Origin of the sequence: Azospirillum sp. TSH58 (assembly GCF_003119115.1) — a bacterium.
Taxonomy (GTDB): domain Bacteria; phylum Pseudomonadota; class Alphaproteobacteria; order Azospirillales; family Azospirillaceae; genus Azospirillum.
Genome location: NZ_CP022364.1, coordinates 309,366 through 331,104, shown reverse-complemented (window position 1 = coordinate 331,104; position 21,739 = coordinate 309,366). Strand labels below are relative to the sequence as shown.

The 21,739-nt window shown below is 69.8% G+C and carries 23 protein-coding genes; 20 read left to right on the top strand and 3 right to left on the bottom strand.

Annotated elements, in window-relative coordinates; all coding sequences use genetic code 11:
• Positions 1-101 precede the first annotated feature (101 nt).
• From xdhA to TSH58p_RS05040, 15 genes are all read left to right on the top strand, one after another.
• Complete coding sequence (gene xdhA / locus TSH58p_RS05110; RefSeq protein WP_109068335.1) at positions 102-1,568, top strand: xanthine dehydrogenase small subunit; 1,467 nt, start codon at positions 102-104, stop codon at positions 1,566-1,568.
• On the top strand, positions 1,561-3,921 hold the full coding sequence (gene xdhB / locus TSH58p_RS05105) for a xanthine dehydrogenase molybdopterin binding subunit (RefSeq protein ID WP_109068334.1): 2,361 nt from the start codon (positions 1,561-1,563) through the stop codon (positions 3,919-3,921). Before xdhA ends, xdhB begins: the two co-directional genes overlap by 8 nt.
• Entirely contained in the window at positions 3,914-4,756 is an 843-nt protein-coding gene (locus TSH58p_RS05100; protein ID WP_247873855.1) for an urease accessory protein UreD, read from the top strand. The genes xdhB and TSH58p_RS05100 overlap by 8 nt, the downstream gene beginning before the upstream one ends.
• Positions 4,757-4,798: 42 nt before the next feature.
• Positions 4,799-6,064 carry a glycosyltransferase gene (locus TSH58p_RS05095; RefSeq protein WP_109068332.1) on the top strand — a complete coding sequence of 422 codons (1,266 nt, stop codon included), beginning with the start codon at positions 4,799-4,801 and terminating at the stop codon, positions 6,062-6,064.
• Positions 6,065-6,101: 37 nt separating this feature from the next.
• Positions 6,102-6,404, top strand: coding sequence for an urease subunit gamma (locus TSH58p_RS05090; RefSeq protein ID WP_014240308.1), 303 nt, complete (start codon positions 6,102-6,104; stop codon positions 6,402-6,404).
• Positions 6,405-6,415: 11 nt separating this feature from the next.
• Positions 6,416-6,721 carry an urease subunit beta gene (locus TSH58p_RS05085; protein ID WP_014240309.1) on the top strand — a complete coding sequence of 102 codons (306 nt, stop codon included), beginning with the start codon at positions 6,416-6,418 and terminating at the stop codon, positions 6,719-6,721.
• 27 nt (positions 6,722-6,748) lie between these two features.
• Positions 6,749-8,458, top strand: coding sequence for an urease subunit alpha (gene ureC, locus TSH58p_RS05080; protein ID WP_109068331.1), 1,710 nt, complete (start codon positions 6,749-6,751; stop codon positions 8,456-8,458).
• Between the two features lie 18 nt (positions 8,459-8,476).
• The gene (murI, locus tag TSH58p_RS05075; RefSeq protein ID WP_109068359.1) at positions 8,477-9,328 is read left to right on the top strand and encodes a glutamate racemase; all 852 of its coding nucleotides are present in this window, start codon (positions 8,477-8,479) and stop codon (positions 9,326-9,328) included.
• Positions 9,325-9,888: an urease accessory protein UreE gene (gene ureE / locus TSH58p_RS05070; protein WP_109068330.1), complete on the top strand. Its 564-nt coding sequence runs from the start codon at positions 9,325-9,327 to the stop codon at positions 9,886-9,888. The genes murI and ureE overlap by 4 nt, the downstream gene beginning before the upstream one ends.
• Positions 9,881-10,687: an urease accessory protein UreF gene (locus TSH58p_RS05065; protein ID WP_247873854.1), complete on the top strand. Its 807-nt coding sequence runs from the start codon at positions 9,881-9,883 to the stop codon at positions 10,685-10,687. Before ureE ends, TSH58p_RS05065 begins: the two co-directional genes overlap by 8 nt.
• Positions 10,684-11,322, top strand: a complete 639-nt coding sequence (ureG, locus tag TSH58p_RS05060; protein ID WP_109068329.1) for an urease accessory protein UreG — start codon at positions 10,684-10,686, stop codon at positions 11,320-11,322. The genes TSH58p_RS05065 and ureG overlap by 4 nt, the downstream gene beginning before the upstream one ends.
• A 100-nt stretch (positions 11,323-11,422) precedes the next feature.
• The gene (locus TSH58p_RS05055; RefSeq protein WP_109068328.1) at positions 11,423-12,295 is read left to right on the top strand and encodes a PRC-barrel domain-containing protein; all 873 of its coding nucleotides are present in this window, start codon (positions 11,423-11,425) and stop codon (positions 12,293-12,295) included.
• A 60-nt stretch (positions 12,296-12,355) separates the two neighbouring features.
• The gene (locus tag TSH58p_RS05050; protein ID WP_109068327.1) at positions 12,356-12,775 is read left to right on the top strand and encodes a YgaP-like transmembrane domain; all 420 of its coding nucleotides are present in this window, start codon (positions 12,356-12,358) and stop codon (positions 12,773-12,775) included.
• 286 nt (positions 12,776-13,061) lie between these two features.
• Positions 13,062-13,847 carry an enoyl-ACP reductase FabI gene (gene fabI / locus TSH58p_RS05045; RefSeq protein WP_014240318.1) on the top strand — a complete coding sequence of 262 codons (786 nt, stop codon included), beginning with the start codon at positions 13,062-13,064 and terminating at the stop codon, positions 13,845-13,847.
• A gap of 361 nt (positions 13,848-14,208) precedes the next feature.
• Complete coding sequence (locus tag TSH58p_RS05040; RefSeq protein WP_109068326.1) at positions 14,209-14,619, top strand: bacteriohemerythrin; 411 nt, start codon at positions 14,209-14,211, stop codon at positions 14,617-14,619.
• A gap of 15 nt (positions 14,620-14,634) precedes the next feature.
• Here TSH58p_RS05040 and hutG read toward each other — a convergent pair whose 3' ends face one another.
• Both hutG and TSH58p_RS05030 read right to left on the bottom strand, forming a co-directional pair.
• Complete coding sequence (gene hutG / locus TSH58p_RS05035; RefSeq protein ID WP_109068325.1) at positions 14,635-15,453, bottom strand: N-formylglutamate deformylase; 819 nt, start codon at positions 15,451-15,453, stop codon at positions 14,635-14,637.
• 180 nt (positions 15,454-15,633) lie between these two features.
• Positions 15,634-15,984 carry a helix-turn-helix transcriptional regulator gene (locus TSH58p_RS05030; RefSeq protein ID WP_014240322.1) on the bottom strand — a complete coding sequence of 117 codons (351 nt, stop codon included), beginning with the start codon at positions 15,982-15,984 and terminating at the stop codon, positions 15,634-15,636.
• Positions 15,985-16,273: 289 nt separating this feature from the next.
• Here TSH58p_RS05030 and TSH58p_RS05025 point away from each other — a divergent pair, with 289 nt between their 5' ends.
• The 5 genes from TSH58p_RS05025 (at position 16,274) to TSH58p_RS05005 (ending at position 21,158) form a co-directional block, all read left to right on the top strand.
• Positions 16,274-16,744, top strand: a complete 471-nt coding sequence (locus TSH58p_RS05025; protein ID WP_109068324.1) for a DUF3299 domain-containing protein — start codon at positions 16,274-16,276, stop codon at positions 16,742-16,744.
• Positions 16,745-16,846: 102 nt separating this feature from the next.
• Positions 16,847-18,049, top strand: coding sequence for a hypothetical protein (locus tag TSH58p_RS05020; protein WP_109068323.1), 1,203 nt, complete (start codon positions 16,847-16,849; stop codon positions 18,047-18,049).
• A gap of 19 nt (positions 18,050-18,068) precedes the next feature.
• Positions 18,069-19,346, top strand: coding sequence for a glycosyltransferase family 4 protein (locus tag TSH58p_RS05015; RefSeq protein ID WP_109068322.1), 1,278 nt, complete (start codon positions 18,069-18,071; stop codon positions 19,344-19,346).
• Positions 19,339-20,310, top strand: a complete 972-nt coding sequence (locus TSH58p_RS05010) for a hypothetical protein (RefSeq protein WP_247873852.1) — start codon at positions 19,339-19,341, stop codon at positions 20,308-20,310. Before TSH58p_RS05015 ends, TSH58p_RS05010 begins: the two co-directional genes overlap by 8 nt.
• On the top strand, positions 20,307-21,158 hold the full coding sequence (locus tag TSH58p_RS05005; protein WP_109068320.1) for a glycosyltransferase family 2 protein: 852 nt from the start codon (positions 20,307-20,309) through the stop codon (positions 21,156-21,158). Before TSH58p_RS05010 ends, TSH58p_RS05005 begins: the two co-directional genes overlap by 4 nt.
• A gap of 25 nt (positions 21,159-21,183) precedes the next feature.
• On the opposite strand, the gene TSH58p_RS05000 is transcribed toward TSH58p_RS05005, so the two are convergent.
• On the bottom strand, positions 21,184-21,651 hold the full coding sequence (locus tag TSH58p_RS05000) for a helix-turn-helix domain-containing protein (protein ID WP_109068319.1): 468 nt from the start codon (positions 21,649-21,651) through the stop codon (positions 21,184-21,186).
• Between the last annotated feature and the right edge of the window lie 88 nt (positions 21,652-21,739).

The window sequence follows — 21,739 nt, the reverse complement described above, 5'->3', positions numbered from 1 at the left end:
TATCCATCCGAACCATGCCTTTATGGGTAGACGGCCGAGCCGCCATTGCGGCCTGCGGAGACTTTCCGGCACTATGACGGAAACGCCCGACAGGAGGGACAATGACGGGCTCTGTGCGTTTCGTGCTCGGCGGACGGGTGGTGGAGGTGCGGGACGCCGATCCCACCACCACGGTGCTGAACTGGCTGCGCGCCAACGGGCGACCCGGTTCCAAGGAGGGCTGCGCCGAGGGGGATTGCGGCGCCTGCACGGTGGTGCTGGGCGATCTCGCCCCCGATGGGCGTCTGCGCTACCGCGCCGTCAACGCCTGCATCCTCTTCTTGCCGATGATCGACGGCAAGCTGCTGCTGACGGTCGAGGATCTGGCCGGCGAGGACGGGGACCTGCATCCCGTCCAGGCCGCGATGGTGGACAAGCACGCCTCGCAATGCGGCTTCTGCACCCCCGGATTCGTGATGGCGCTGTTCGCGCTCCACCATGACGGGCGCGCTGCCGATGGCGTCATGAACGATGGGGCGATCCACGACGCCCTGGCCGGCAACCTGTGCCGCTGCACCGGCTACCGCCCGATCCTCGACGCCGCCCGGACCGTGATGGCGGAGCGGGGCGAAGACCGCTTCGACCGGGCGGAGGAGGGCATCGCCACCCTGCTGCGCTCCATCCGGCGCGAGGGGACCCTGACCATGACCCAGGGCGCCGCCAGCTTCCACGCACCGCGGAGCGTCGATGAACTGGCCGCCCTGTTCGCCGCGCATCCGAACGCCACGCTGGTGGCCGGGGCGACCGACGTGGGGCTGTGGGTGACCAAGCAGGGACGCAGCCTGCCCACCCTGATCCACCTCGCCCAGGTGCGGGGGCTTCACCGGATCGACGAGGCCGAAGACGCGCTGGAGATCGGCGCGGCGGTCACCTACAGCGATCTGCTGCCGGTTCTGGAGCGCCGCCTGCCCGAACTGGCCACCCTGGTCACCCGCATCGGGGCCGCACAGGTGCGCAACTCCGGCACGCTGGGCGGCAACGTCGCCAACGGCTCCCCCATCGGGGACAGCATGCCGGCACTGCTGGCGCTGGGCGCCTCGCTGGTGCTGAACCGGGGCGGGGTGCGGCGCGAGCTGCCGCTGGACCGCTTCTACCATGGCTACCGCAAGAACGATCTGAAGCCGGGCGAGTTCGTCGAGCGCATCCGCATCCCCCTGCCGCGCGAGGGCCAGCGCTTCGCCACCTGGAAGGTGTCCAAGCGGCGGGACCAGGACATCTCCGCCGTCTGCGCCGCCTTCCTGCTGACGCTGGACGGGGAAGGGCGGGTGGCGGAGCTGCGCGCCGGCTACGGCGGCATGGCGGCGACCCCGGCCCGCGCCCCGGCGCTGGAGGCGGCGCTGGCCGCGCAGCCCTGGACGGCCGACGCCATGGCGGCGGCCCTGCCGGCGCTCGACCACGACTTCCGCCCCATGACCGACATGCGGGCCAGCGACCGCTACCGCGCGCTGGTGGCGAAGAACCTGCTGATGCGCTTCCTTCTTCACACGACCGGGGCCGATTTGGCCTCCTTGGAGGCCGTGCATGGCTGACGGCGGCACCATCGCCCGGAAGGAGGGCGCCATCCACCCGATCCGGGGCGGCGTCCACCGGGGCATCGAGCATGAAAGCGCCCGCAAGCATGTGATGGGCGCCGCGGCCTACACCGACGACATCCCGGAACTGCCCGGCACGCTGCACGTCGCGGTCCGGCTGTCGGAGCGGGCGCACGCGCACATCCTGGGCATGGACCTGTCGCGGGCGAAGCAGGCGCCGGGGGTGCACGCGGTCTTCACCTACGCCGACGTGCCGGGGGACGGCGACATCGGCACCATCCAGCGCGGCGATCCCATCCTGGCCGACGAGCTGGTGACCTATGCCGGACAGGCGGTGGTCGCCGTAGCGGCGGAGACGCTGCTGCAGGCCCGCGCCGCCGCCCGGCTGGTCGAAATCTATTACGACGACCTGCCGGCGGTGCTGACCGCCGAGGAGGCATTGGATAAGGGCAGCTTCGTCTCCCCGCCCCTGACCTTCCGGCGCGGCGACGCGGCGGCGGCGGTCGCCGGGGCGCCGCACCGGCTGACCGGGACGCTGGAGGTCGGCGGCCAGGATCACTTCTATCTTGAAGGCCACATCGCCTATGCCATCCCCAAGGAGGACGGCGACCTGCTGGTCCATTCCTCGACCCAGCACCCGGCGGAGGTCCAGCACGCCGTCGCCCAGGTGCTGGGGCGGCCGATGCACGGCATCGCCGTGGAGTGCCGGCGCATGGGCGGCGGCTTCGGCGGCAAGGAAAGCCAGCCGGCCCAGATCGCCGCCATCGCCGGCCTGCTGGCGAACGCGACGAAGCGGCCGGTGAAGTTCCGCCTGGACCGCGACGACGACATGCTGATGACCGGCAAGCGCCACGATTTCTTCGTGCGCTACGACGTCGGCTTCGACGGGGAGGGGCGCATCCAGGGTTTGGAGATGGACCTCGCCGGGCGCTGCGGCATGTCGCTGGACCTGTCCAACGGCGTGGTCGACCGCGCCATGTTCCACGCCGACAACGCCTACTATCTGCCGGCGGCGCGGGTGACCGGGCACCGCTGCAGGACGAACACCGTGTCCAACACCGCCTTCCGCGGCTTCGGCGGGCCGCAGGGGGTGATCGCCATCGAGCATGTGGTGGACGAGATCGCGCGTGCCCTGGGCAAGGACCCGCTGGACGTGCGGCGCGCCAACCTCTATGGCGGGCCGGGCCGCGACACCACCCATTACGGGATGCCGGTCGAGGAACCGGAGATCCTGGCCGAGCTGATGGACCGGATCGAGCGGGACGGCGACTACCGCCGCCGCCGCGAGGAGATCGACGCCTTCAACGCCCGCAGCCCGGTGCTGAAGAAGGGGCTGGCGGTGACCCCGGTGAAGTTCGGCATCTCCTTCACCGTCAAGCACCTGAACCAGGCGGCGGCGCTGGTCCATGTCTACACCGACGGGTCCATCCAGGTGAACCACGGCGGCACGGAGATGGGGCAGGGCATCCACACCAAGATGGCCCAGATCGCCGCCGAGGAATTCCAGATCGACGTGGAGCGGGTGCGGGTCACCGCCAGCGCCACCGACAAGGTGCCGAACGCCCCGCCCACCGCCGCGTCGGCCGGCACCGACCTGAACGGCATGGCGGTGCGCATCGCCGTGCGGACCATCCGCGACCGGCTGGTGGCGTTCCTCGCCCAGCACTGCCACACCACGCCGGACAAGGTGGAGTTCCGCGACAACGCCGTCTTCGCCGGCAACCACGCCATGACCTTCGCGGAGGTGGCGAAGCTGGCCTATCTGAACCGGGTGTCGCTGTCCTCCACCGGCCATTACGCCACGCCGAAGATCTGGTGGGACCGCGAGAAGTGCGAAGGGCGGCCCTTCTTTTACTTCTCCTGCGGCGTCGCGGTGACCGAGGCGCTGATCGACACGCTGACCGGCGAGTACACGTTCCCCCGCGCCGACGTGCTGCACGACTGTTCGGGCAGCATCAACCCGGCCATCGACCTGGGGCAGGTGGAGGGCGCCTTCGTCCAGGGGCTGGGCTGGGTCACGTCGGAGGAGCTGTGGTGGAACGGCGAGGGACGCTTGCGCACCCACGCGCCCAGCACCTACAAGATCCCGACCTCGCGCTCGCTGCCGGAGGATTTCCGGGTGGCGCTCTACACCGACCGCCCCAACCGGGAGGACACGGTGTTCCGCTCCAAGGCGATCGGGGAGCCGCCGCTGATGCTCGGCATCTCGGCGTGGCTGGCGCTGAAGGACGCCGTCGCGGCGGTGGGCGGCCACCGGCTGCCCGTGCGCCTCGACGCGCCCGCGACGCCGGAGCGTGTGCTTCTGGCGGTCGAGGAATTGAAGGCAAGGATGGGTTCCAACGGTGGCTGACGCGTTGATGAAGAAGGTCGCCGTCCATGGCGCGGCGACGGTGCGGTTCGAGCATCGCCATGGGGCCACCCGCCTCGCCACGCTCTACCACCACGACCCGCTGCGGGTGCTGCTGCCCGACCCGCGGGCGGGGGACCTGCCCATCGCGGTGCTGGTCACCACCTCCGGCGGGCTGGTCGGCGGCGACCGGCTGGACGTCGCCCTGTCGGCGGGGCCGGGGGCGACGGCGCTGGTGACGACCCAGGCGGCGGAGAAGGTCTACCGTTCCGCCGGGCCGGACTGCCGCATCGACACCCGCGTGACCGTGGAGGCCGGCGGCTGGCTGGAATGGATGCCGCAGGAGGCCATCGTCTTCGAGGGCTCCCGTCTGCGCCGCCTGACCCGGCTGGAACTGGAGGGCGACGCCCGCCTGATCGCCGGCGAGATGCTGGTCTTCGGGCGCGCCGCCTTCGGCGAGACGGTGACCCGCGGCCTCGTCCGCGACGCCTGGGAGGTCGTGCGCGACGGCCGCCTCGCCTGGGCCGACGCCCTGCACATGGACGGCGACCTCGCCGAGACGCTGGCCCACCCGGCGGGATTCGGCGGGGCCGGGGCCTGCGCCACGCTGCTCTACGCCGCCCCCGACGCCGGCAGCCGGCGCGACGCGCTGCGCGAGGCGGCGGAGAGGCTGGAGGGCGTGCGGGTCGGCGTCACCGCCTTCGACGGGCTGCTGGTCGTCCGCATCCTGGGCGGCGAGGCGCGATCGGTGCGCGGTGCCTACGCGGCGCTGTGGTCGCATCTGCGCTCGGCGGCGGCGGGCCTCCCGGTCAGATTGCCGCGGCTGTGGGAGGTCTGAGCCTCCTTGCCAAAGGGCGGTTGCCGGCGTAGCTCCGGTCCCATGCGCTTTACCATCGTCACCTACGGGTCACAGGGCGACATCCGCCCCTACGTCGCTCTTGGAAAGGGCCTGCGGGCCGCCGGGCACACCGTCGCGTTTCCCGCCGACCGTGAGTTCCGCGGCCTGATCGAACGGCATGGCCTGGACTACAGCCCGCTGTCCGGCGATCTGCGCGCCGTGACGGGCAGCCGGGAGGCGGACGGGCTTTTCCGCGACGGCATCAACCCCGTCAAGATGATGCGGGCGCTCCTCCGTCTCGGCCAGGACCATGCGCTGGACTGGATGCGGGAATATTGGGAGGCGGCGCGGGGAAGCGACGCGATCATCGCCTCCGGTCTCGCCTTCTACGCGGGCGTGGCGGTGGCGGAGAAGCTGGGCGTTCCGGTGGTCGGGACGGCGCTGCAGCCGATGGCGCCGACGCGGGCCTTCCCGCCGCCGATGATGCCGCCCCGGCGCTTTCCCGGCGCCGTGAACTACGCCCTGCATCTGGCGATGATGCAGCTCGTCTGGCAGACCTTCCGGGCACCGACCAACCGGGCGCGGCGTGCGGTGCTGGGGCTGAAGCCCTCCTTCATCGGGCCGGGGCCGGTGCTGATGAAGGCGAAATGGCCGATGCCCTACGCCTTCTCGCCCCATGCGCTGCCGCGGCCGGACGACTGGCCGGACTTCATCCGGGCGACCGGATTCTGGTTTCTGGACGAGGCCGACGCCTACACGCCGCCACCCGACCTTGCGTCCTTTCTGGAGAGCGGCCCGCCGCCGGTCTATGTCGGGTTCGGCAGCATGGCCGGGTTCGATCCCGCCGAGACGACGCGGCTGGTCGTCGCGGCTCTGAACGGACGGCGCGCCGTGCTTTCCGCCGGGTGGGGCGGGATCGACCGGTCGGCCTTGCCGGAGACGGTCCACGGCCTGGAGTCGGCGCCGCACGATTGGCTGTTTCCACGCATGTCCGCCGTCGTCCATCACGGCGGCGCCGGCACCACGGCGGCGGGGCTGCGGGCGGGCGTTCCGGCGGTGGTCGTCCCCTTCATGGGCGACCAGCCCTTCTGGGGCGCCCGGCTTCACGATCTCGGCGTCGCGCCACCGCCGATCCCCCGCCGGACGCTGACCCCCGACGGGCTCGCCCGCGCCATCGCGGCGACCGGCGATCCGGGCATGCGCGGCCGGGCCGCGGCGCTCGGCGAGCTTATCCGGGCCGAGGATGGTGTCGGAAACGCGGTGCGATTCATCGAAGAGGGATTGGCGCACCGCAGCAACGTGGCATAATCCCGCCAACCCAATGGGAAGGCGGAGAGACAGCCCCATGAACCTGACACCGCGCGAGAAGGACAAGCTTCTCGTGGCCATGGCCGCCATGGTGGCGCGCCGCCGGCTGGAGCGTGGCGTGAAGCTGAACCATCCCGAGGCGGTGGCCCTCATCACCGATTATGTGGTGGAAGGTGCGCGCGACGGACGCACCGTGGCCGAGCTGATGCGCGACGGCGCGACGGTGATCACCCGCGATCAGGTGATGGACGGCATCCCCGAGATGATCCACGAGATCCAGGTCGAGGCCACCTTCCCCGACGGCACCAAGCTCGTCACCGTCCATCAGCCGATTCGCTAAGGGGAGCCCCGATGAAACCCGGTGAAATCATCCCCGCCGCGGGCGAGATCGAACTCAACGCCGGCCGCGACACGGTGGAGCTGGACGTCGCCAACGCCGGCGACCGCCCGATCCAGGTCGGCTCGCACTATCACTTCGCCGAGACGAACGGGGCGCTGACCTTCGACCGCGAGACGGCGCGCGGCTTCCGGCTGGACATCCCCGCCGGGACGGCGGTGCGCTTCGAGCCGGGGCAGACGCGCCGCGTGCGGCTGGTCGCCTACGCCGGCAACCGCGTGGTCATCGGCTTCAACGGCAAGGTCAACGGCAGCCTGTAAAAGGCGCCAGCGGAGGGGCATCAGACAATGGCGCATCGCATCGACCGGGCCGAATACGCGGCTCTCTACGGCCCCACCGTGGGCGACCGTGTCCGGCTGGCCGACACCGACCTGATCGTGGAGGTCGAGAAGGACCACACCGTCTACGGCGAGGAGGTCAAGTTCGGCGGCGGCAAGGTGATCCGCGACGGCATGGGGCAGGCCCAGACCTCGCGCCAGGGCGGCGCCGTGGACACCGTCATCACCAACGCGCTGATCATCGACCACTGGGGCATCGTCAAGGCCGACATCGGCATCATCGGCGGGCGCATTTCCGGAATCGGCAAGGCCGGCAACCCGGACGTCCAGCCGGGCGTGACCATCGTCGTCGGGCCGGGGACGGAGGTCATCGCGGGCGAGGGCAAGATCATCACCGCCGGCGGCATCGACGCCCACATCCACTTCATCTGCCCGCAGCAGGTGGACGAGGCGCTGAACAGCGGCGTCACCACCATGCTGGGCGGCGGCACCGGCCCGGCGGCGGGCACCTCGGCCACCACCTGCACGCCGGGTCCGTGGCACATGGCCCGGATGCTCCAGGCGGCGGAGGGGCTGCCGATCAACTTGGGATTCTTCGGCAAGGGCAACGCCAGCCGTCCCGACGCGCTTTTGGAGCAGATCGCCGCCGGCGCCTGCGGCATGAAGCTGCACGAGGACTGGGGCACCACCCCGGCGGCCATCGACACCTGCCTGACGGTGGCGGAGGAGACGGACATCCAGGTTGCGATCCACACCGACACGCTGAACGAGTCGGGCTTCGTGGAGAACACCATCGCCGCCTTCAAGGGCCGCAACATCCACGCCTTCCACACCGAAGGGGCAGGCGGCGGCCACGCGCCGGACATCATCAAGGTGGCGGGCCTGCCCAACGTGCTGCCCAGCTCCACCAACCCGACGCGGCCCTTCACGGTGAACACGGTGGACGAGCATCTCGACATGCTCATGGTCTGCCACCACCTGTCGCCCCGCATCCCGGAGGACGTGGCCTTCGCCGAGAGCCGCATCCGGCGCGAGACCATCGCGGCTGAGGACATCCTGCACGACCTCGGCGTCTTCTCGATGCTGAGTTCGGACAGCCAGGCCATGGGCCGGGTCGGCGAGGTGATCATCCGCACCTGGCAGACCGCGCACAAGATGAAGGTGCAGCGCGGGCGTCTGGCCGAGGAGACGGGCGAGAACGACAACTTCCGCGTCAAGCGCTACGTCGCCAAGTACACGATCAACCCGGCCCTGTCGCACGGCATCGCCCATGTCGTCGGCTCGGTCGAGGTCGGCAAGCTGGCCGATCTGGTGGTCTGGTCGCCGGCCTTCTTCGGCGTGAAGCCGGACATGGTGCTGAAGGCCGGGACCATCGCGGCGGCGCTGATGGGCGACCCCAACGCCTCCATCCCGACACCGCAGCCGGTGCATTACCGCCCGATGTTCGGCGCCTACGGCCGCGCGATGCAGGCCAGCTCCCTGACCTTCGTCAGCAAGCTGTCGCTGGAGAACGAGGCGCTGCGCTCGCTCGGCCTGCGGCGCGAGCTGGTGGCGGTGACCGGTGTGCGGGCCATCGGCAAGAAGCAGATGATCCACAACGATTCCACACCCCACATCGAGGTCGATCCGGAAACCTACGAGGTGCGCGCCGACGGCCAGCTCCTGACCTGCGAGCCGGCGGACGTGCTGCCCATGGCGCAGCGGTACTTCCTGTTCTGAGTGTGGGGTGACGGGTTCGTGATTGGTGTCTTCGATTCCGGGCATGGCGGTCTGACGGTGCTGCGCGCGCTGGTGGCCGCCGCTCCCGGGCGTCCCTTCGTCTATCTCGGCGACCATGCCGCCGCTCCCTATGGCCCGCGCAGCGAGGAGGACATCTACCGCCTGACGGTCCAGGGGGTGGAGCGGCTGTTCGCCCAGGGCTGCGGGCTGGTCGTCCTGGCCTGCAACACGGCGGCGGCGGTCGCCCTGCGGCGGATGCAGCGGACATGGCTGCCCACGGCCCATCCGGGCCGCAACGTGCTGGGCGTCCTGGTGCCGATGGTCGAGGCGATCACCCGCGTGCCCTGGATGCAGGACGGCCCCGCCGCCGACTGGCGTCCGGAGCCGCGGACGGTCGGCGTCTTCGCCACCCCGGCCACCGTCGCGTCGGGCTCATTCCCGCGCGAGATCGGCAAGCGGGCGCCCGACGTGCGGGTGGTGCAGCAGGCCTGCCCGGACCTCGTCCCGCTGATCGAGCGCGGGGCGGGCGACGCGGAGCTGGCCCCGGCGGTGCGCGGCTATGTGCGGGCGCTGCTGGAGCAGCTCGATGGCCGGCCGCTGGACGCGGCGGTGCTCGGCTGCACCCATTACCCGCTGGTGGCGCATCTCTTCGCGGAGGCGCTGCCGCCGGGGGTGGAGGTGCTGTGCCAGCCGTCTCTGGTCGCCCGCTCGCTGGACAACTACCTGGAGCGCCACCCCGAATACGCCCCCGTTGCCGGCGAGGCGGCGGGAGACCTTCGTTTCTTCACCACGGGAGCGGCGGAACCGGTCGGCGCGCTCGCGGGACGTTTCTTCGGCCGGCCCACACCCTTCGAACGGCTTTCTCCATGACCGACACGCTCCGCCGCGCCACCCGAGTCCACGCCCGCGGCCATTGGCCCGCCGAGCGCGAGGCCGGCACGGTGACCCTCGCCTTCGACGACCGCCACCGGCGCCGCATGGTGATGAGGGACGATGCGGGGACCGATTTCCTGCTGGACCTGCCGCGCGCGGTCGCGCTCGACCACGGAGACGGGCTTGAACTGGGCGACGGCGCCTTCCTGCGCGTGGTCGCCGCCGACGAGGAGCTGATGGAGGTGCGCTGCGGCGGCGGGACGGAAGGCTTCGCCCGCATCGCTTGGCACCTCGGCAACCGCCACCTGCCGGTGCAGATCGTTGGCGAGACCATCCGCCTGCGCCGCGATCATGTGATCGAGGACATGCTGAAGGGTCTGGGGGCCAGCGTCGCGGCCATCCACGCGCCCTTCGCGCCGGAGGGTGGGGCCTATTCGGGGCAGGGGCATGGCCACTCGCACGGGCACGGCCATGGGCACGACCACGACCACGACCACGATCACGGCCATGGTCATTCGCACTCCCACAGCCACTCCCATGGGCATTCGCATGACTGAGGGCGCTTGCCCCCACCCTAACCCTCCCCCGCTGGGCGGGGGAGGGAATCTGGCTCTCCCCTGCGCAGCGGGGGAGGGAGGGACCCGCGAAGCGGGGGGGTGGGGGCCCGTCTCGGCCAGCCACCTCACCAAGCTCCTCGCCTGGCTGTCGCCGTCCTTTCCGGTCGGTGGCTTCTCCTACAGCCACGGCATCGAGGCGGCGGTAGAGCAGGGGCTCGTCCGCGACCGCGACACGCTGGCGCGCTGGATGGACGGCATCCTGCGCCACGGCGCCGGGCGCACCGACGGCATGCTCTTCGTGGCCGCCCACCGCGCCGTGCTGGCGGGGGACGAGGCGGGATTCGCCTGGGCGGTCGAGCGCGCCGACGCCATGCGCGCCTCTTCCGAAACCGCGCTGGAGAGCCGCGCGCAGGGGCAGGCCTTCCTCATTGCCGTGCGCGCCGCCTGGCCGCTGGAGGGGATGGAGCGCTGGGACCGGGTGATCGCCGACAGCGGCCGCCCCGTTGCCTACGCCGTCGCCGTGGCGCTGGCCGCCGCGCTGATCGGCGTGCCGGAGGGGCCGGCGCTGTCGGCCTATCTGCACGCCTTCGCCGCCAACCTCGTCTCCGCCGGGGTGCGGCTGGTGCCGCTGGGGCAGACGGATGGGCAGAAGGCCCTGGCGGCGCTCGACTCCGTGGTGCACTCTGCGGCGGAGGCCGCGCTGGCCGTCCCGCTCGACGACCTGGGCAGCCGCGCCATGGCCGTCGATTGGACCTCCATGATCCACGAAACCCAATACACGAGGTTGTTCCGCTCATGACCGCCCCGATTTCCAAGAGCCATGGTGGCCCCCTGCGCGTGGGCATCGGCGGGCCGGTCGGCTCCGGCAAGACGGCGCTGACCGACGCGCTGTGCAAGCGCATGCGCGACGATTGGGAGGTCGCGGCGATCACCAACGACATCTACACCAAGGAGGACGCCGAATTCCTCACCCGCTCCGGCGCGCTGAAGCCGGAACGGATCATGGGTGTGGAGACCGGCGGCTGCCCGCACACGGCGATCCGCGAGGACGCTTCGATCAACCTCGCCGCCGTCGACGAGATGAACCGCAAGTTCCCGAACCTCGACCTGATCTTCGTGGAGTCGGGCGGCGACAATCTGGCGGCGACCTTCTCGCCGGAACTGGCCGACCTGACCATCTACGTCATCGACGTGTCGGCGGGCGACAAGATCCCGCGCAAGGGCGGGCCGGGCATCACCCGGTCGGACCTGCTGGTCATCAACAAGATCGACCTCGCCCCGCTGGTCGGCGCCAGCCTGGAGGTGATGGACCGCGACGCCAAGAAGATGCGCGGCGACCGCCCCTTCGTCTTCACCAACATCAAGACGGGGCAGGGGGTGGACGCGGTCCAGTCCTTCATCGTCCAGCGGGGCGGGTTGCCGCTTCCGGGCTGATCATTTCGCAGAAGAAGCATTCGCGGAACCTCCGTCTTGGCCGTGCTGTTTTCCACGCGTGAGAACCACACGCACGGAAACCAAGCCGGAGGCACCCACGATGAAACGCCTGCTCCTCAGCGCCGCCATGATCGCGGGGGCGCTCGGGCCTTGGCCGGCTCTCGCCGAGACCTGCCCGGAGGGGGTGAACCGGCTGGGCCAGCGCATCGGCGCGCTGGAGGCCGCCGGCAACCAGACTCCCGCGTCCATCAGCCCGCAGGAACTCGGCCAGCTCCGCGCCCTGCGCCAGACCGCGGAACGCGCCGGGCAGCGGGGCGGCGAGCCCGCCTGCCAGACCATCCTGAGCGAGGCCGACGCGCTGCTGCGCTCGGTGGAGCGTCCGCGCGTGGTCGCCGCCGACGACCTGTCCAAGGCCAAGCTGCACAACGCCAGCGGCGAGGAAATGGGCTCCATTTCCGAGCTGGTGGTCGATCCGAACACCGGGCGCGTCGCCTACGCCGTGGTCGAGGCCGGCGGCTTCCTGGGGCTGGGCGAGCGCAACTTCCCGGTTCCCTGGGCGCTGATCCAGCCGGCGCAGGCCGGTGACGGCTATGTCCTGAACGTGACCAAGGACCGGCTGACCGCGGCGCCGCAATTCACCAGCTCCAACCGCCCGGACATGTCGGACCGGCAATGGGCGGTGGCGCTGCACACCTATTATGGGGTCCAGCCTTATTGGATGCGCGACGGTGCAGCCCTCGCCGCGGTTGGTATGCCGGAGGGCGGTGCCGCGGGATCGCCGCAGCTCCAGTCGGAGGTGCAGCGCCTGTCGCAGGAGGTGGACCGTCTGAACCGTGAGCTGTCGCAGGCCCGGACGCTGGCGGATACGGCCCGCAAGCCCGATGGGGCGGCGCAGCCGGGCTCATCGGGATCGACCGGCAACGCGCCGGCGCCGGACCAGGGTGGGTCCACGCCACCCGCCCCGCAGCAGTGAAGACGGGCGGCCTCGAAAGCAAGCGGCCGTGAAAACAGAAAATGATCGAGGAGAGCAGCGATGGCGATGACGAGCCAGAAGGGCATGGGCAGCCGCGGCGCGGCCCTGCCGGACGATCTTGAGCGCATGATCAACGTCGGACACACCGAACGTCTGGTGTCGCTGGTCGGCGGCGGGCTTCTCGCCGTTCTCGGGCTGCGCCGCCCGACGGTCGGAGGGGCGGCGCTGGCGTTGGCCGGCGGTGCCCTGGTGGCCCGCGGGCTGACCGGCTATTGCCCGGCCAAGGCGATGATGGAGGATTTCGGCAACCACCACGAGGCGGGCACCCCCGCCGAGGACGTGGATCAGGGCGTTCACCGGTACTCCCGTCACCCCGGCGACATCTACGACGATGCCCACGAGAAGGAGAAGGTGGACGAGGCGTCGATGGAATCCTTCCCGGCAAGCGATCCGCCGTCGTTCACGCCCGGCGCCGCCTGATCGTCCCCGGTTCTGCGAAAAGGCCCCTCCGCAAGGTGGGGCCTTTGCCATTGTTGCGGTCTTCTTCATGAACACGCAAGAAAGAGGTATGGAGCGCCGCTGGGGACTTCGCGTCTTCGCTGTGTGAAGGCTGCGTTACGGATAAACAAAGCGATAATGTCGGTTATATTGCGACTTTAACAAGTTGCCTATGACCTTCGATTGCACTATGGTGCGTTGCACAATTCGAGTGATCCGCTCTGGCGCACTTGAATCCGGCCACCTTGCAATCCGGGAAAGCCAGCCCATGACCACGATCATCCCCGCCGCCGCCACCCTTGAAGGCAAGAAGGGCCTCGTGCTCGGCATCGCCAACGATCAGTCGATCGCGTGGGGCTGCGCCCGCGCCTTCCGCGCGCTGGGCGCGGATCTCGCGGTCAGCTACCTCAACGACAAGGCGAAGCGCTTCGTCGAGCCGCTGGCCCAGCAGCTCGAAGCGGAGATCTTCGAGCCGGTCGACGTCACCGGCGAGGGTGAGCTGAAGGCCATCTTCGAGAAGATCGAGCAGAAGTGGGGCAAGCTGGACTTCGCGCTGCACTCCATCGCCTTCGCCCCGAAGGACGATCTGCACGGCCGCGTCGTCGATTGCTCGCGCGAGGGCTTCCAGATGGCGATGGACGTGTCCTGCCACTCCTTCATCCGCATGGCCCGCTACGCGGAGCCGCTGATGAAGGACGGCGGTTCACTGTTCACCATGTCCTATTTCGGCGCCAACCGCGTGATCGACAATTACGGCGTCATGGGGCCGGTCAAGGCCGCGCTGGAGGCCAGCGTGCGCTATCTGGCCGCGGAGCTGGGCCCGAAGGGCATCCGCGTGCACGCCATTTCGCCCGGTCCGATCAAGACCCGCGCCGCCTCGGGCATCGCCCATTTCGACGAGCTGATGGAGAAGGCCGCGGAGCGCGCGCCGGAGCAGCGTCTCGTCACCATCGAGGAGGTCGGCTACACCACCGCCTTCCTGGCGACGGACGGCGCCAAGGGCATCACCGGCAGCACCACCTATGTGGATTGCGGCTATTCGATCGTCGGCTGATCGGACGCTGGTTCACAGGTAAGTTGGGGCGGCTGATCGTCGCCTCATCTTCATGAAGTCGATGGAAAGGCAGGCGGAAACATGACGTTTCCCCTGCCTTTCCGTGTTTTTCTTTTGGTGCGGCAAAATGCCATGTGACGATCGTATGCGTTCGTTTTGTAGAAAATGCGCCCATAATGCAGGCAAAGGCCGCCGGTTGTGGAACTGGTGGCGACAAGGGGCGCGGCGTCCGGAATTTACGGTTCTTTGACGGATTGCGCACCTTCATCGTCAGTTGCGCAGGTACGACGCGCTTCCCTTCAATGCGGTGGCTTTCGGCGGAATTGCCCGGTGGCCGCGGAAGACAGGGTGCGGAGGGTTCATGGGTGTCATTACGTGGAGGCGGCAGCTCAGCGTCGGCCAGCCGTCCATCGATGAAGATCACAAGCACCTGATCGAATATCTGAACGAACTGGATGCCGCGCTGAACGCGCGCAGCTTCATGCCCGTGCGTGTTGCCAAGATCCTCATGAAACTGCTGGAATACACCCAGCAGCACTTCGCCCGCGAAGAAAAGATCATGCAGGCCGTGCATTACCCGAAGTTCGAGGAGCATGTCCGCCAGCATCACGAGGCGGTGCGGACCTTGAGCGAACTGTCCGCGGTCTTCACGCGGGACCCGACGCATCAGAACGCCGAGCGGATCTACACCTTCACGGCGAACTGGCTGGTTCACCACATCATCATGCAGGACACCCAGTTGACGCCCTATGTGCGGGGCGTCTGGGTCTGAGGGTCGGGCAGGCCGTTACAGGAAGGCGCTGCGCCGACGGCCGGCGGCGTTCTCCCAGGCCCATTCGACGACGAGGCTCAGCAGCCGCTCCAGCGTCGGGCGCACCTGACGCGCCGACTCCTCGCGGAAGCCGAAGGGTGCCTCCTCGTCCATATAGGTGACCTGCGACAGTTCGAGCTGTATGGAATGGATGTTGTCGGCGGGATTGCCGTAACGGCGGGTGATGAAGCCGCCCTTGAAGCGCCCGTTCTGCACGGAGGAAAAACGCCCGGTGGCGGTGAGCACGTTCATCACCCGGCCGACCAGCGCCGGCGAGGCGCTGGTGCCCTCCGCCGTGCCCAGGCTGAAGTCCTGGATCTGCCCGTCGAAGAAGCGCGGCACGCGCGACCGGATGGAATGGGCGTCGAACAGCACCGCCACGCCGAAGCGGTCCTTCAACGCCTGAAGCTCGCTGTCGAGCCGCTCGTGATAGGGGCGCCAGTAGGCGCCGACCCGCCGCCGCACCTCCGCCGCGTCCGGCTCCTGCCCCGGCCGGTAGACCGGCTGGTGATCGAAGGTGGTGAGCGGGCAGAGTTCGGTGTTGCCGGCGCCGGGAGGGGCGCTGTCGGGATCGCGGTTCAGGTCGATCACGTAGCGCGATAGGGTGGGCCTCAGGAAGCCGATGCCGAGCGCCGGGGCGAAGTGATAGAGGCGGTCGAGATGCCAGTCGGTGTCCGGCACCGCCAGGGCGGCGTCGGTCATCGTGGCCGCGATGTCCGGCGGCACCACGGTGCCGACATGCGGGATGCTGAGCAGGACGGGGGTTTCCCCCGGCTGGAAGCGGAACGTCTCCATGCCAACACCCTTGGTTTCCTGGCCCGATTCTTCAGGCCATTCGTGCAACAACGGTTTGATGCGCCGCAGCATAACCGGAACTATGCGGCGCAACCGGCATGGCGGTCAAATCCTATTGCGTATTTGTTATAAAGGCTTCAACGGGTTGTGGCGGCCGGGGCCGCCGCAACCGGAACCGCCTCAGGCCTCCAGGTCGCCTTCGCTTTCCTCCGCCACATGGTCGACCATGTCCGACAGGACGCGCCGGATGTGCTCGTCGGTGATCAGGTAGAAGACGCGGTTGCCGCGCCGCTCCGCCTGGATCAGCCGCCCCGCCCGCAGCAGGCGGAGGTGATGGCTGACCAGCGACGGCGACAGGCCCAGCGCCGCCGCCATGTCGCCGACCGAGGTCGAGGTGTCCAGGCAGGCCAGGATGATGCGCAGCCGGCTGGGGTCGCTCATCAGGCGGAACATGTCGGCCAGTTCGGTGGTCTGGTCTTCGGACAGGCGGAGATGCGCCGGCTTGTCCTTCGGTGCTGACCCTTTTTGCATGCCGCGTTGGTTCCCGCTCGTAAGGTTTTTATCGGTGGTTGCCGCCCTTACAAAGTATAGGCCGGAAGCCGCGTCAATCCCATAGGTCGGCGAAACGGTGTCCGAAGTCGATTGGCGATGGCCTCTTACGTATGGCCTATCGCTCGCCTGTTGACCTTGGGCGATGGCTCGGGAACAATTCAGCCACAAGCACGACGGTCTGGGACAAGGCCGCACAGGACGCCTTCAACGATCGAATCAACGGTCGAACGAACGACCGAAACGGGCAGGATCGAGGGGGAGGACCGCCATGACGTCGCGCCGACAGGTTCTGCTGCCGCTTGCGCTGGCCCCGGTGGCCGGCTGGGCGATCTGGGCCAGCAACGCCAGGGAACCCACGCATTCCGCCGGACCGTTCCATCTGCCGCTGGACGACACCACGGCCCTGTGGCGGGATCTGGTGCAGGTCCGCATGGACGGGCCGTCCGCCAACCCGGTCTTCCCGACCCGTGTCAGGGCGTTGGAGGGAAAGCTGGTAACGGTGCGCGGCTTCATGGTGCCGCTCAGCGACGCGCCGGCCCACAACCGCTTCATACTCGCCGCCAATCCCGTGTCCTGCCCGGCCTGCCACCGGCCCAGCCCCTCCACCATGCTGTATGTCCACAGCCAGATTCCGGTGCGCGATTCGCAGGGGCCGGTGCTGATGACCGGCACGTTGCGGCTGAATCCTCTGGAGGGGCTGTTCTACCGTCTCGATCGCGCCGAACTGCGCTACGCCTGAGCGTTGTGGATTGGGTCGACTGTTCCTTTTTTCACTGTGCCGTGAAATCCTGCCTGCTGTGCGAGTCGGAGCGATGGTGGGGAAGGCGTGGCCGGAGAGGGAGTGGCACTGCGGCGTGCCATCGGGTTGTTCCTGGCGCTCACGCTGTATGGCCTGCTGAGCGCGCCGGCCCCTGCGGAGATCCGGCTGGCCGAAGCGGCGATCGGTGCGCTGCTGGTTCTGGGCGTCGGGCTGTCGCGTCCCCTATCCGTGGCGACCGGCCACGCCTTGCTGGAGCGCGATTCGCCGTCGTGGGAGACGCCCGCGGTGCTGGCGCTGGCAGTGCTGTTGTGGTGCCCGCTGATGCGCGGCGTGTGGCTGGACTGGGCGCCGGGCGACATGGTGCGCGATGTCGTGCCGCTCCTTTATCTGTTCCTTCCCGTCCTGCTGGTGCCGATGCTGCGCGCCGCTCCCGACCGGGCGGTGGGGCTGCTGGCCGGCGGTCTGGCGGTGGCCGGAGTCGGTTTCGCCCTGCGTTGGTGGAAGCAGGCGGATTGGGGATTCGGCGCCGTTGGGGTCCGGACCATGGCGGATGGCGGCGTCTACCTGCTGAACGCGCCCTCGGTCCTGTTCGCCGCCATCGCCTTGCCGGCATTCGGAATCGGCATGCTGACGGTAGGCGGGTGGCTGCGCCGCGCCGCCGGCGTGGTCGCGATTCTCGGCGGCCTGCTGTGCCTGGCGGCGCTGGCCGGGGCGGTGCACCGGATGGCGCTGGGGCTCGCCGCCGTGGCCTTCGCCGCCCTCTGGCCGTGGTGGCTGCGCCGGGCGCCGCTGGCCGGGGTGGGAGCGTTGGCGGCGGTGCTGCTGCTGGTGGCGCTGTTTCCCGAGGCGCTGTTCGGCGCTTTCGGGCAGGCGGCGGAGAAAACCCGGCTGGCCGGAGCGAACACCCGGTGGGAGGAGGCGGAGGCCGCGCTCGGGCAGGCTCTGTCCTCCCCGGTGGCCTTTCTGTTCGGGCAGGGTTGGGGGGCGCTTCTCGCCAACCCGGCGGTGGGCGGTTGGCGCGTGTCCTACACCCACACGCTGGCGACCTACGCCCTCGCCAAGACCGGAGTGGTCGGGCTGTGCGCCCTGATCGCCTATCTGGGTGCACTCGCGCCGCGCGCGCTGGCTCTTCTCCGTTCCGACCCCGCGCTCGGCTGGGCGGTGGCGGCGCCGCTGCTGATGGCGCTCGGCCTGCACACCAGCTTCAAGTACCTCGACACCGGCCTGCTGCTCACCCTGGCGGCGCTGGCGTCGGGACGCGGGAAGCGGTTGCCGGATCGCTGATGGAAATGCATACTTATGCGTGTTTCATCAAGACGAAGATCCGTCAATCGTGGATGCGCCGTCGATTCTGTTCGTCAACCGCGTGTTTCCTCCGGACAGGGGGGCGACCGGGCGTTGCGTGTCCGACTTGGCGGAGCGGATGGCGGCGATGGGCTGGCGGGTCACGGTGGTCGCGGACGGCGCCGGCCCCAGCGCCGCGCCGCCCGGCGTCACCGTGCGCCGCACCGGTGGAGGACGGCCGCCGAAAGCGGGTGGGACTCCCGCGGACGCGCGGCCGGCGACCCGTGGCTATCTGGCCGCCGCGGCGCGGCTGATTCAGCGGGCTTTGCGCCTGCCGCGGCATGACGTCGTGGTCACCATGACCGACCCGCCGCTGCTGGCCTGTGCCGGGCCGCTGATCGCCGCGCGCCATGGTGCGGCGTCCATCCATTGGAGCCAGGATGTGTTTCCGGCGTTGCTGCCGGTGCTCGGAGTCCGCTTGCCCGACCCGCTGATGCGGTGGGTCGACCGGGCCAGCGTCCGGGCGCTTCGCCGGCAGGACGCGGTGGTGGCCATCGGGCGCTGCATGGCCGGGCGCTTGGCGGCGGCGGGGGTGGCGGCCGACCGGATCACCGTGCTGCCCAACTGGCCCGACCCGCGCATCCGTCCGGTGCCGCGGGCGGAAAATCCGTTCCGGCGGGAGCTTGGGCTGGGCGACCGCTTCACCGTGGCCTATTCGGGGAACATGGGGCTGGCCCACCCGATGGACGCCGTGCTGGACGCGGCGACGCTGCTGGCGCGTAGCGACCCCGCCGTTGCGATTCTGCTGATCGGTGAAGGGCGCCGGCGGGCTGCCGTGGCGGAGGCGGTGGAGCGGCGTGGGCTGAGGAACGTCCGGCTGCTGCCGCTTCAGCCGCCGGATCGGCTGGCCGAGAGCCTGTCCGCCGCGGATCTGCATCTGGCGACGATGGACCCGCGCGCCGAGGGGCTTCTGGTGCCCAGCAAGGTGGCCGGCGCGCTGGCGGCCGGCCGGCCCTGCCTGTTCCTGGGGCCGGCGGGCAGCGACGCGGCCGCCATGCTGGACGGTTGCGGGCAAAGGCTGGCGCCCGACGACGCGGTGGGGCTGGCCGCCGCGGTCAGCCGTTACGCCGACGATCCGGGCCTGTGTATGGCGCAAGGAGCACGGGCGCTGTCCGTCGCCTCGGCCTGGGACGCCGCCACCGCGGCGCGGCGCTTCGCGGCGCTGGCGGACGGGCTGCGCCGGACGAAGCCGCGCGGCGTGTCCGTGCTGCCCGGGCGGAGCCTGCCCCATGCCTGATGGAATGCCGCTGCGCCGCTCCCCGCTGGAGATCGACGCGGTGGAGTCGGGTCGGCGGCTGCGCCGGTTCCTGCGGGCATTGCGGGAGGGCTGGCCGATCCTGCTCGTTGGGACGGCGCTGGGGCTGGCGGCGTCGGTGACCGCCTTGCGGTTGGTCGTGCCGCAATACACCGCGGTGATGGTGATCGGGCCGACCGCCCGCGTCGGCGCGGCGGCCATGGGGGCGCGGCTGCCCGTTCTGATCGGCCGGGAAGCCGCCGCCGCCGCGTCGGAACCCGGCCCGGGGGACGAGATCCTTTCGGACTTCGCGCGCTACCTCCAGCTTTTCACCTCGATCCCGGTGGCGGAGCGGATGATGGCCGATCCTCTGCTGCTGCGCGGCCTGTTTCCCGACCGCTGGGACGAGGCGGCGGGAGGCTGGCGCCCCGCCCCCGGCCCCATGGCGTCCGCCAAGCGTCTGTTCCTCGCGCTCGTCGGCCGGTCGGACTGGGTGGAGCCCGATGCCGAGCGGGTGGCGAGCGTGCTTCGGGACCGGCTGACCGTCGATATGGTGGGAAGCGGGCCGATGCGGCGCCTGCGCCTGCGCCACGCCGACCGGGCCATGGCGCTGCGGATTCTGTCGGCGGCGGCCCAGGCGACTGACGCCCATCTGCGGGCGGAGGCGTCCCGGCGCAGCGCCGCGCAGATCGCCCATGCCCGCGCCCGTCTGGCCGGGATCACCGTGGCGGAGCACCGCCGGGCCCTTGCCGACCTGCTGTCGGAGCAGGAGCGGATCGCCATGATGATCGAGGTCGATCTGCCGCTGGCGGCGGACGCCATCGAACCGCCGGCCGCGGCCCAGCGCCCGGACTGGCCGAACCCTCTGATGGTCGTTCCGATGGCGGCGCTGGCTGGTCTTGTGGCCGGGGCGGTCGCCGTCAGCCTGCGGCGCCTGTGGCGGGCCGGCGGCGAGGCGCCCCCATGATCCCCGTGTCGGTCGTGGTGATGACCCGCAACGAGGCGGTCAATCTTCCCCACTGCCTGCCCGCGCTGGAGCGGTTCGCCGAACGCTTCGTGGTCGACAGCGGGAGCACCGATGGCACGCCGGCGATCGCCGAGGCGGCGGGAGCGCGGGTGGTGCCCTTCCGCTGGGATGGCCGGTACCCGAAGAAGAAGCAATGGTGCCTGGACCATCTGCCGTTTCGCCAGGACTGGGTCCTGTTCGTCGATGCCGACGAGCGACTCGGCAATGCCCTGGTGGAGGAGATCGCCGCGCTGATGGCCGCGGGACCGCGGCATGACGGCTACTGGATCGACGGCCGCCCCGTGTTCCTCGGCCGGCGTCTGCGCTTCGGCGCGGGCAACCGGAAACTCGCCCTGTTCGACCGGAGGAAGGCGCGCTTCCCGTTGGTGCCCGATCTGGATGTCGCCACCATGTGGGAGGTCGAGGGGCATTACCAGCCGGTGATCGCCGGCAGAGTCGGACGGTTGCGGCACGGTCTGGACCATGCCGACGACAAGCCGGTCGCGGCTTGGTTCGAACGGCATGCCCGCTACGCGGACTGGGAAGCGGCGCTGCGTTCGGATGGACGGATGAAGGACCTTATCGCGCTGGAGTCCGGGGCGCGGCGGTGGCTGAAGATCGGCTTCGACCGGTTGCCGGCCCGTCCGCTTCTGATCTTTCTGTACGGCTATGTTGTGCGGCTGGGCTTTCTGGACGGCGGTCCCGGCTTCCAGCACGCGCTGGCGCGGGCCTTCTACTACTGGCAGATCGGTATGAGGATCGCGGACGCGAGGCGGCGGGCCGCATCACCCGCGTCCACCGATGGCTGAGGGGTCGGGCGGGCGGTGCCGTGCCTTACACCGCCTCATCCAGGGCGCGCTCCCCGCCCAGCGCCTTCAGAAGGTCAAAGGTCCGCTTGCGCACGGAGGAGTCTTCGATGCGGTAGTAGGCCCGCACCAGTTCCAGGGTCTCGCGGCGGGCCATCGACTCGAACTCTTCGGTTTCGGACGGCGGAACGTCGGCCGACGGGGTGGCGATGTGCTCCGGCGACGGCATGTCCTCGAAGAAGTAGCTGACCGGGACGCCCAGAACCTGCGACAGGTTGAACAGACGGCTGGCGCTGATGCGGTTGGACCCGCGCTCGTACTTCTGAAGCTGCTGGAAGGTGATCCCCACGGCCTCGCCCAGCTTCTCCTGGCTGAGACCGAGCAGGGTTCGGCGCAGACGGAGCCGGGCGCCGACATGGATGTCGATCGGGTTTGGTCCCTCGCCACGGCGTGACAGCGTGTGGGCGGGTGATAGCTTGGATTTCGTGGCACTCATAATAGACCCTCAGTATGGAGGTGGTTCGCGCCACCAGGGAAATTGGTTAGTTCAGAAAGTAAATTCTATGCAACTTTTCGTGCGCATC

Excerpts from the sequence above, each read along its gene's own strand:
- xdhA (WP_109068335.1), top strand. The coding sequence starts at position 102 with ATGACGGGCTCTGTGCGTTTCGTGCTCGGCGGACGGGTGGTGGAGGTG.
- xdhB (WP_109068334.1), top strand. The coding sequence starts at position 1,561 with ATGGCTGACGGCGGCACCATCGCCCGGAAGGAGGGCGCCATCCACCCG.
- TSH58p_RS05095 (WP_109068332.1), top strand. The coding sequence starts at position 4,799 with ATGCGCTTTACCATCGTCACCTACGGGTCACAGGGCGACATCCGCCCC.
- TSH58p_RS05090 (WP_014240308.1), top strand. The coding sequence starts at position 6,102 with ATGAACCTGACACCGCGCGAGAAGGACAAGCTTCTCGTGGCCATGGCC.
- TSH58p_RS05085 (WP_014240309.1), top strand. The coding sequence starts at position 6,416 with ATGAAACCCGGTGAAATCATCCCCGCCGCGGGCGAGATCGAACTCAAC.
- ureC (WP_109068331.1), top strand. The coding sequence starts at position 6,749 with ATGGCGCATCGCATCGACCGGGCCGAATACGCGGCTCTCTACGGCCCC.
- ureE (WP_109068330.1), top strand. The coding sequence starts at position 9,325 with ATGACCGACACGCTCCGCCGCGCCACCCGAGTCCACGCCCGCGGCCAT.
- TSH58p_RS05065 (WP_247873854.1), top strand. The coding sequence starts at position 9,881 with ATGACTGAGGGCGCTTGCCCCCACCCTAACCCTCCCCCGCTGGGCGGG.
- ureG (WP_109068329.1), top strand. The coding sequence starts at position 10,684 with ATGACCGCCCCGATTTCCAAGAGCCATGGTGGCCCCCTGCGCGTGGGC.
- TSH58p_RS05055 (WP_109068328.1), top strand. The coding sequence starts at position 11,423 with ATGAAACGCCTGCTCCTCAGCGCCGCCATGATCGCGGGGGCGCTCGGG.
- TSH58p_RS05050 (WP_109068327.1), top strand. The coding sequence starts at position 12,356 with ATGGCGATGACGAGCCAGAAGGGCATGGGCAGCCGCGGCGCGGCCCTG.
- fabI (WP_014240318.1), top strand. The coding sequence starts at position 13,062 with ATGACCACGATCATCCCCGCCGCCGCCACCCTTGAAGGCAAGAAGGGC.
- TSH58p_RS05040 (WP_109068326.1), top strand. The coding sequence starts at position 14,209 with ATGGGTGTCATTACGTGGAGGCGGCAGCTCAGCGTCGGCCAGCCGTCC.
- hutG (WP_109068325.1), bottom strand. The coding sequence starts at position 15,453 with ATGGAGACGTTCCGCTTCCAGCCGGGGGAAACCCCCGTCCTGCTCAGC.
- TSH58p_RS05030 (WP_014240322.1), bottom strand. The coding sequence starts at position 15,984 with ATGCAAAAAGGGTCAGCACCGAAGGACAAGCCGGCGCATCTCCGCCTG.
- TSH58p_RS05025 (WP_109068324.1), top strand. The coding sequence starts at position 16,274 with ATGACGTCGCGCCGACAGGTTCTGCTGCCGCTTGCGCTGGCCCCGGTG.
- TSH58p_RS05010 (WP_247873852.1), top strand. The coding sequence starts at position 19,339 with ATGCCTGATGGAATGCCGCTGCGCCGCTCCCCGCTGGAGATCGACGCG.
- TSH58p_RS05005 (WP_109068320.1), top strand. The coding sequence starts at position 20,307 with ATGATCCCCGTGTCGGTCGTGGTGATGACCCGCAACGAGGCGGTCAAT.
- TSH58p_RS05000 (WP_109068319.1), bottom strand. The coding sequence starts at position 21,651 with ATGAGTGCCACGAAATCCAAGCTATCACCCGCCCACACGCTGTCACGC.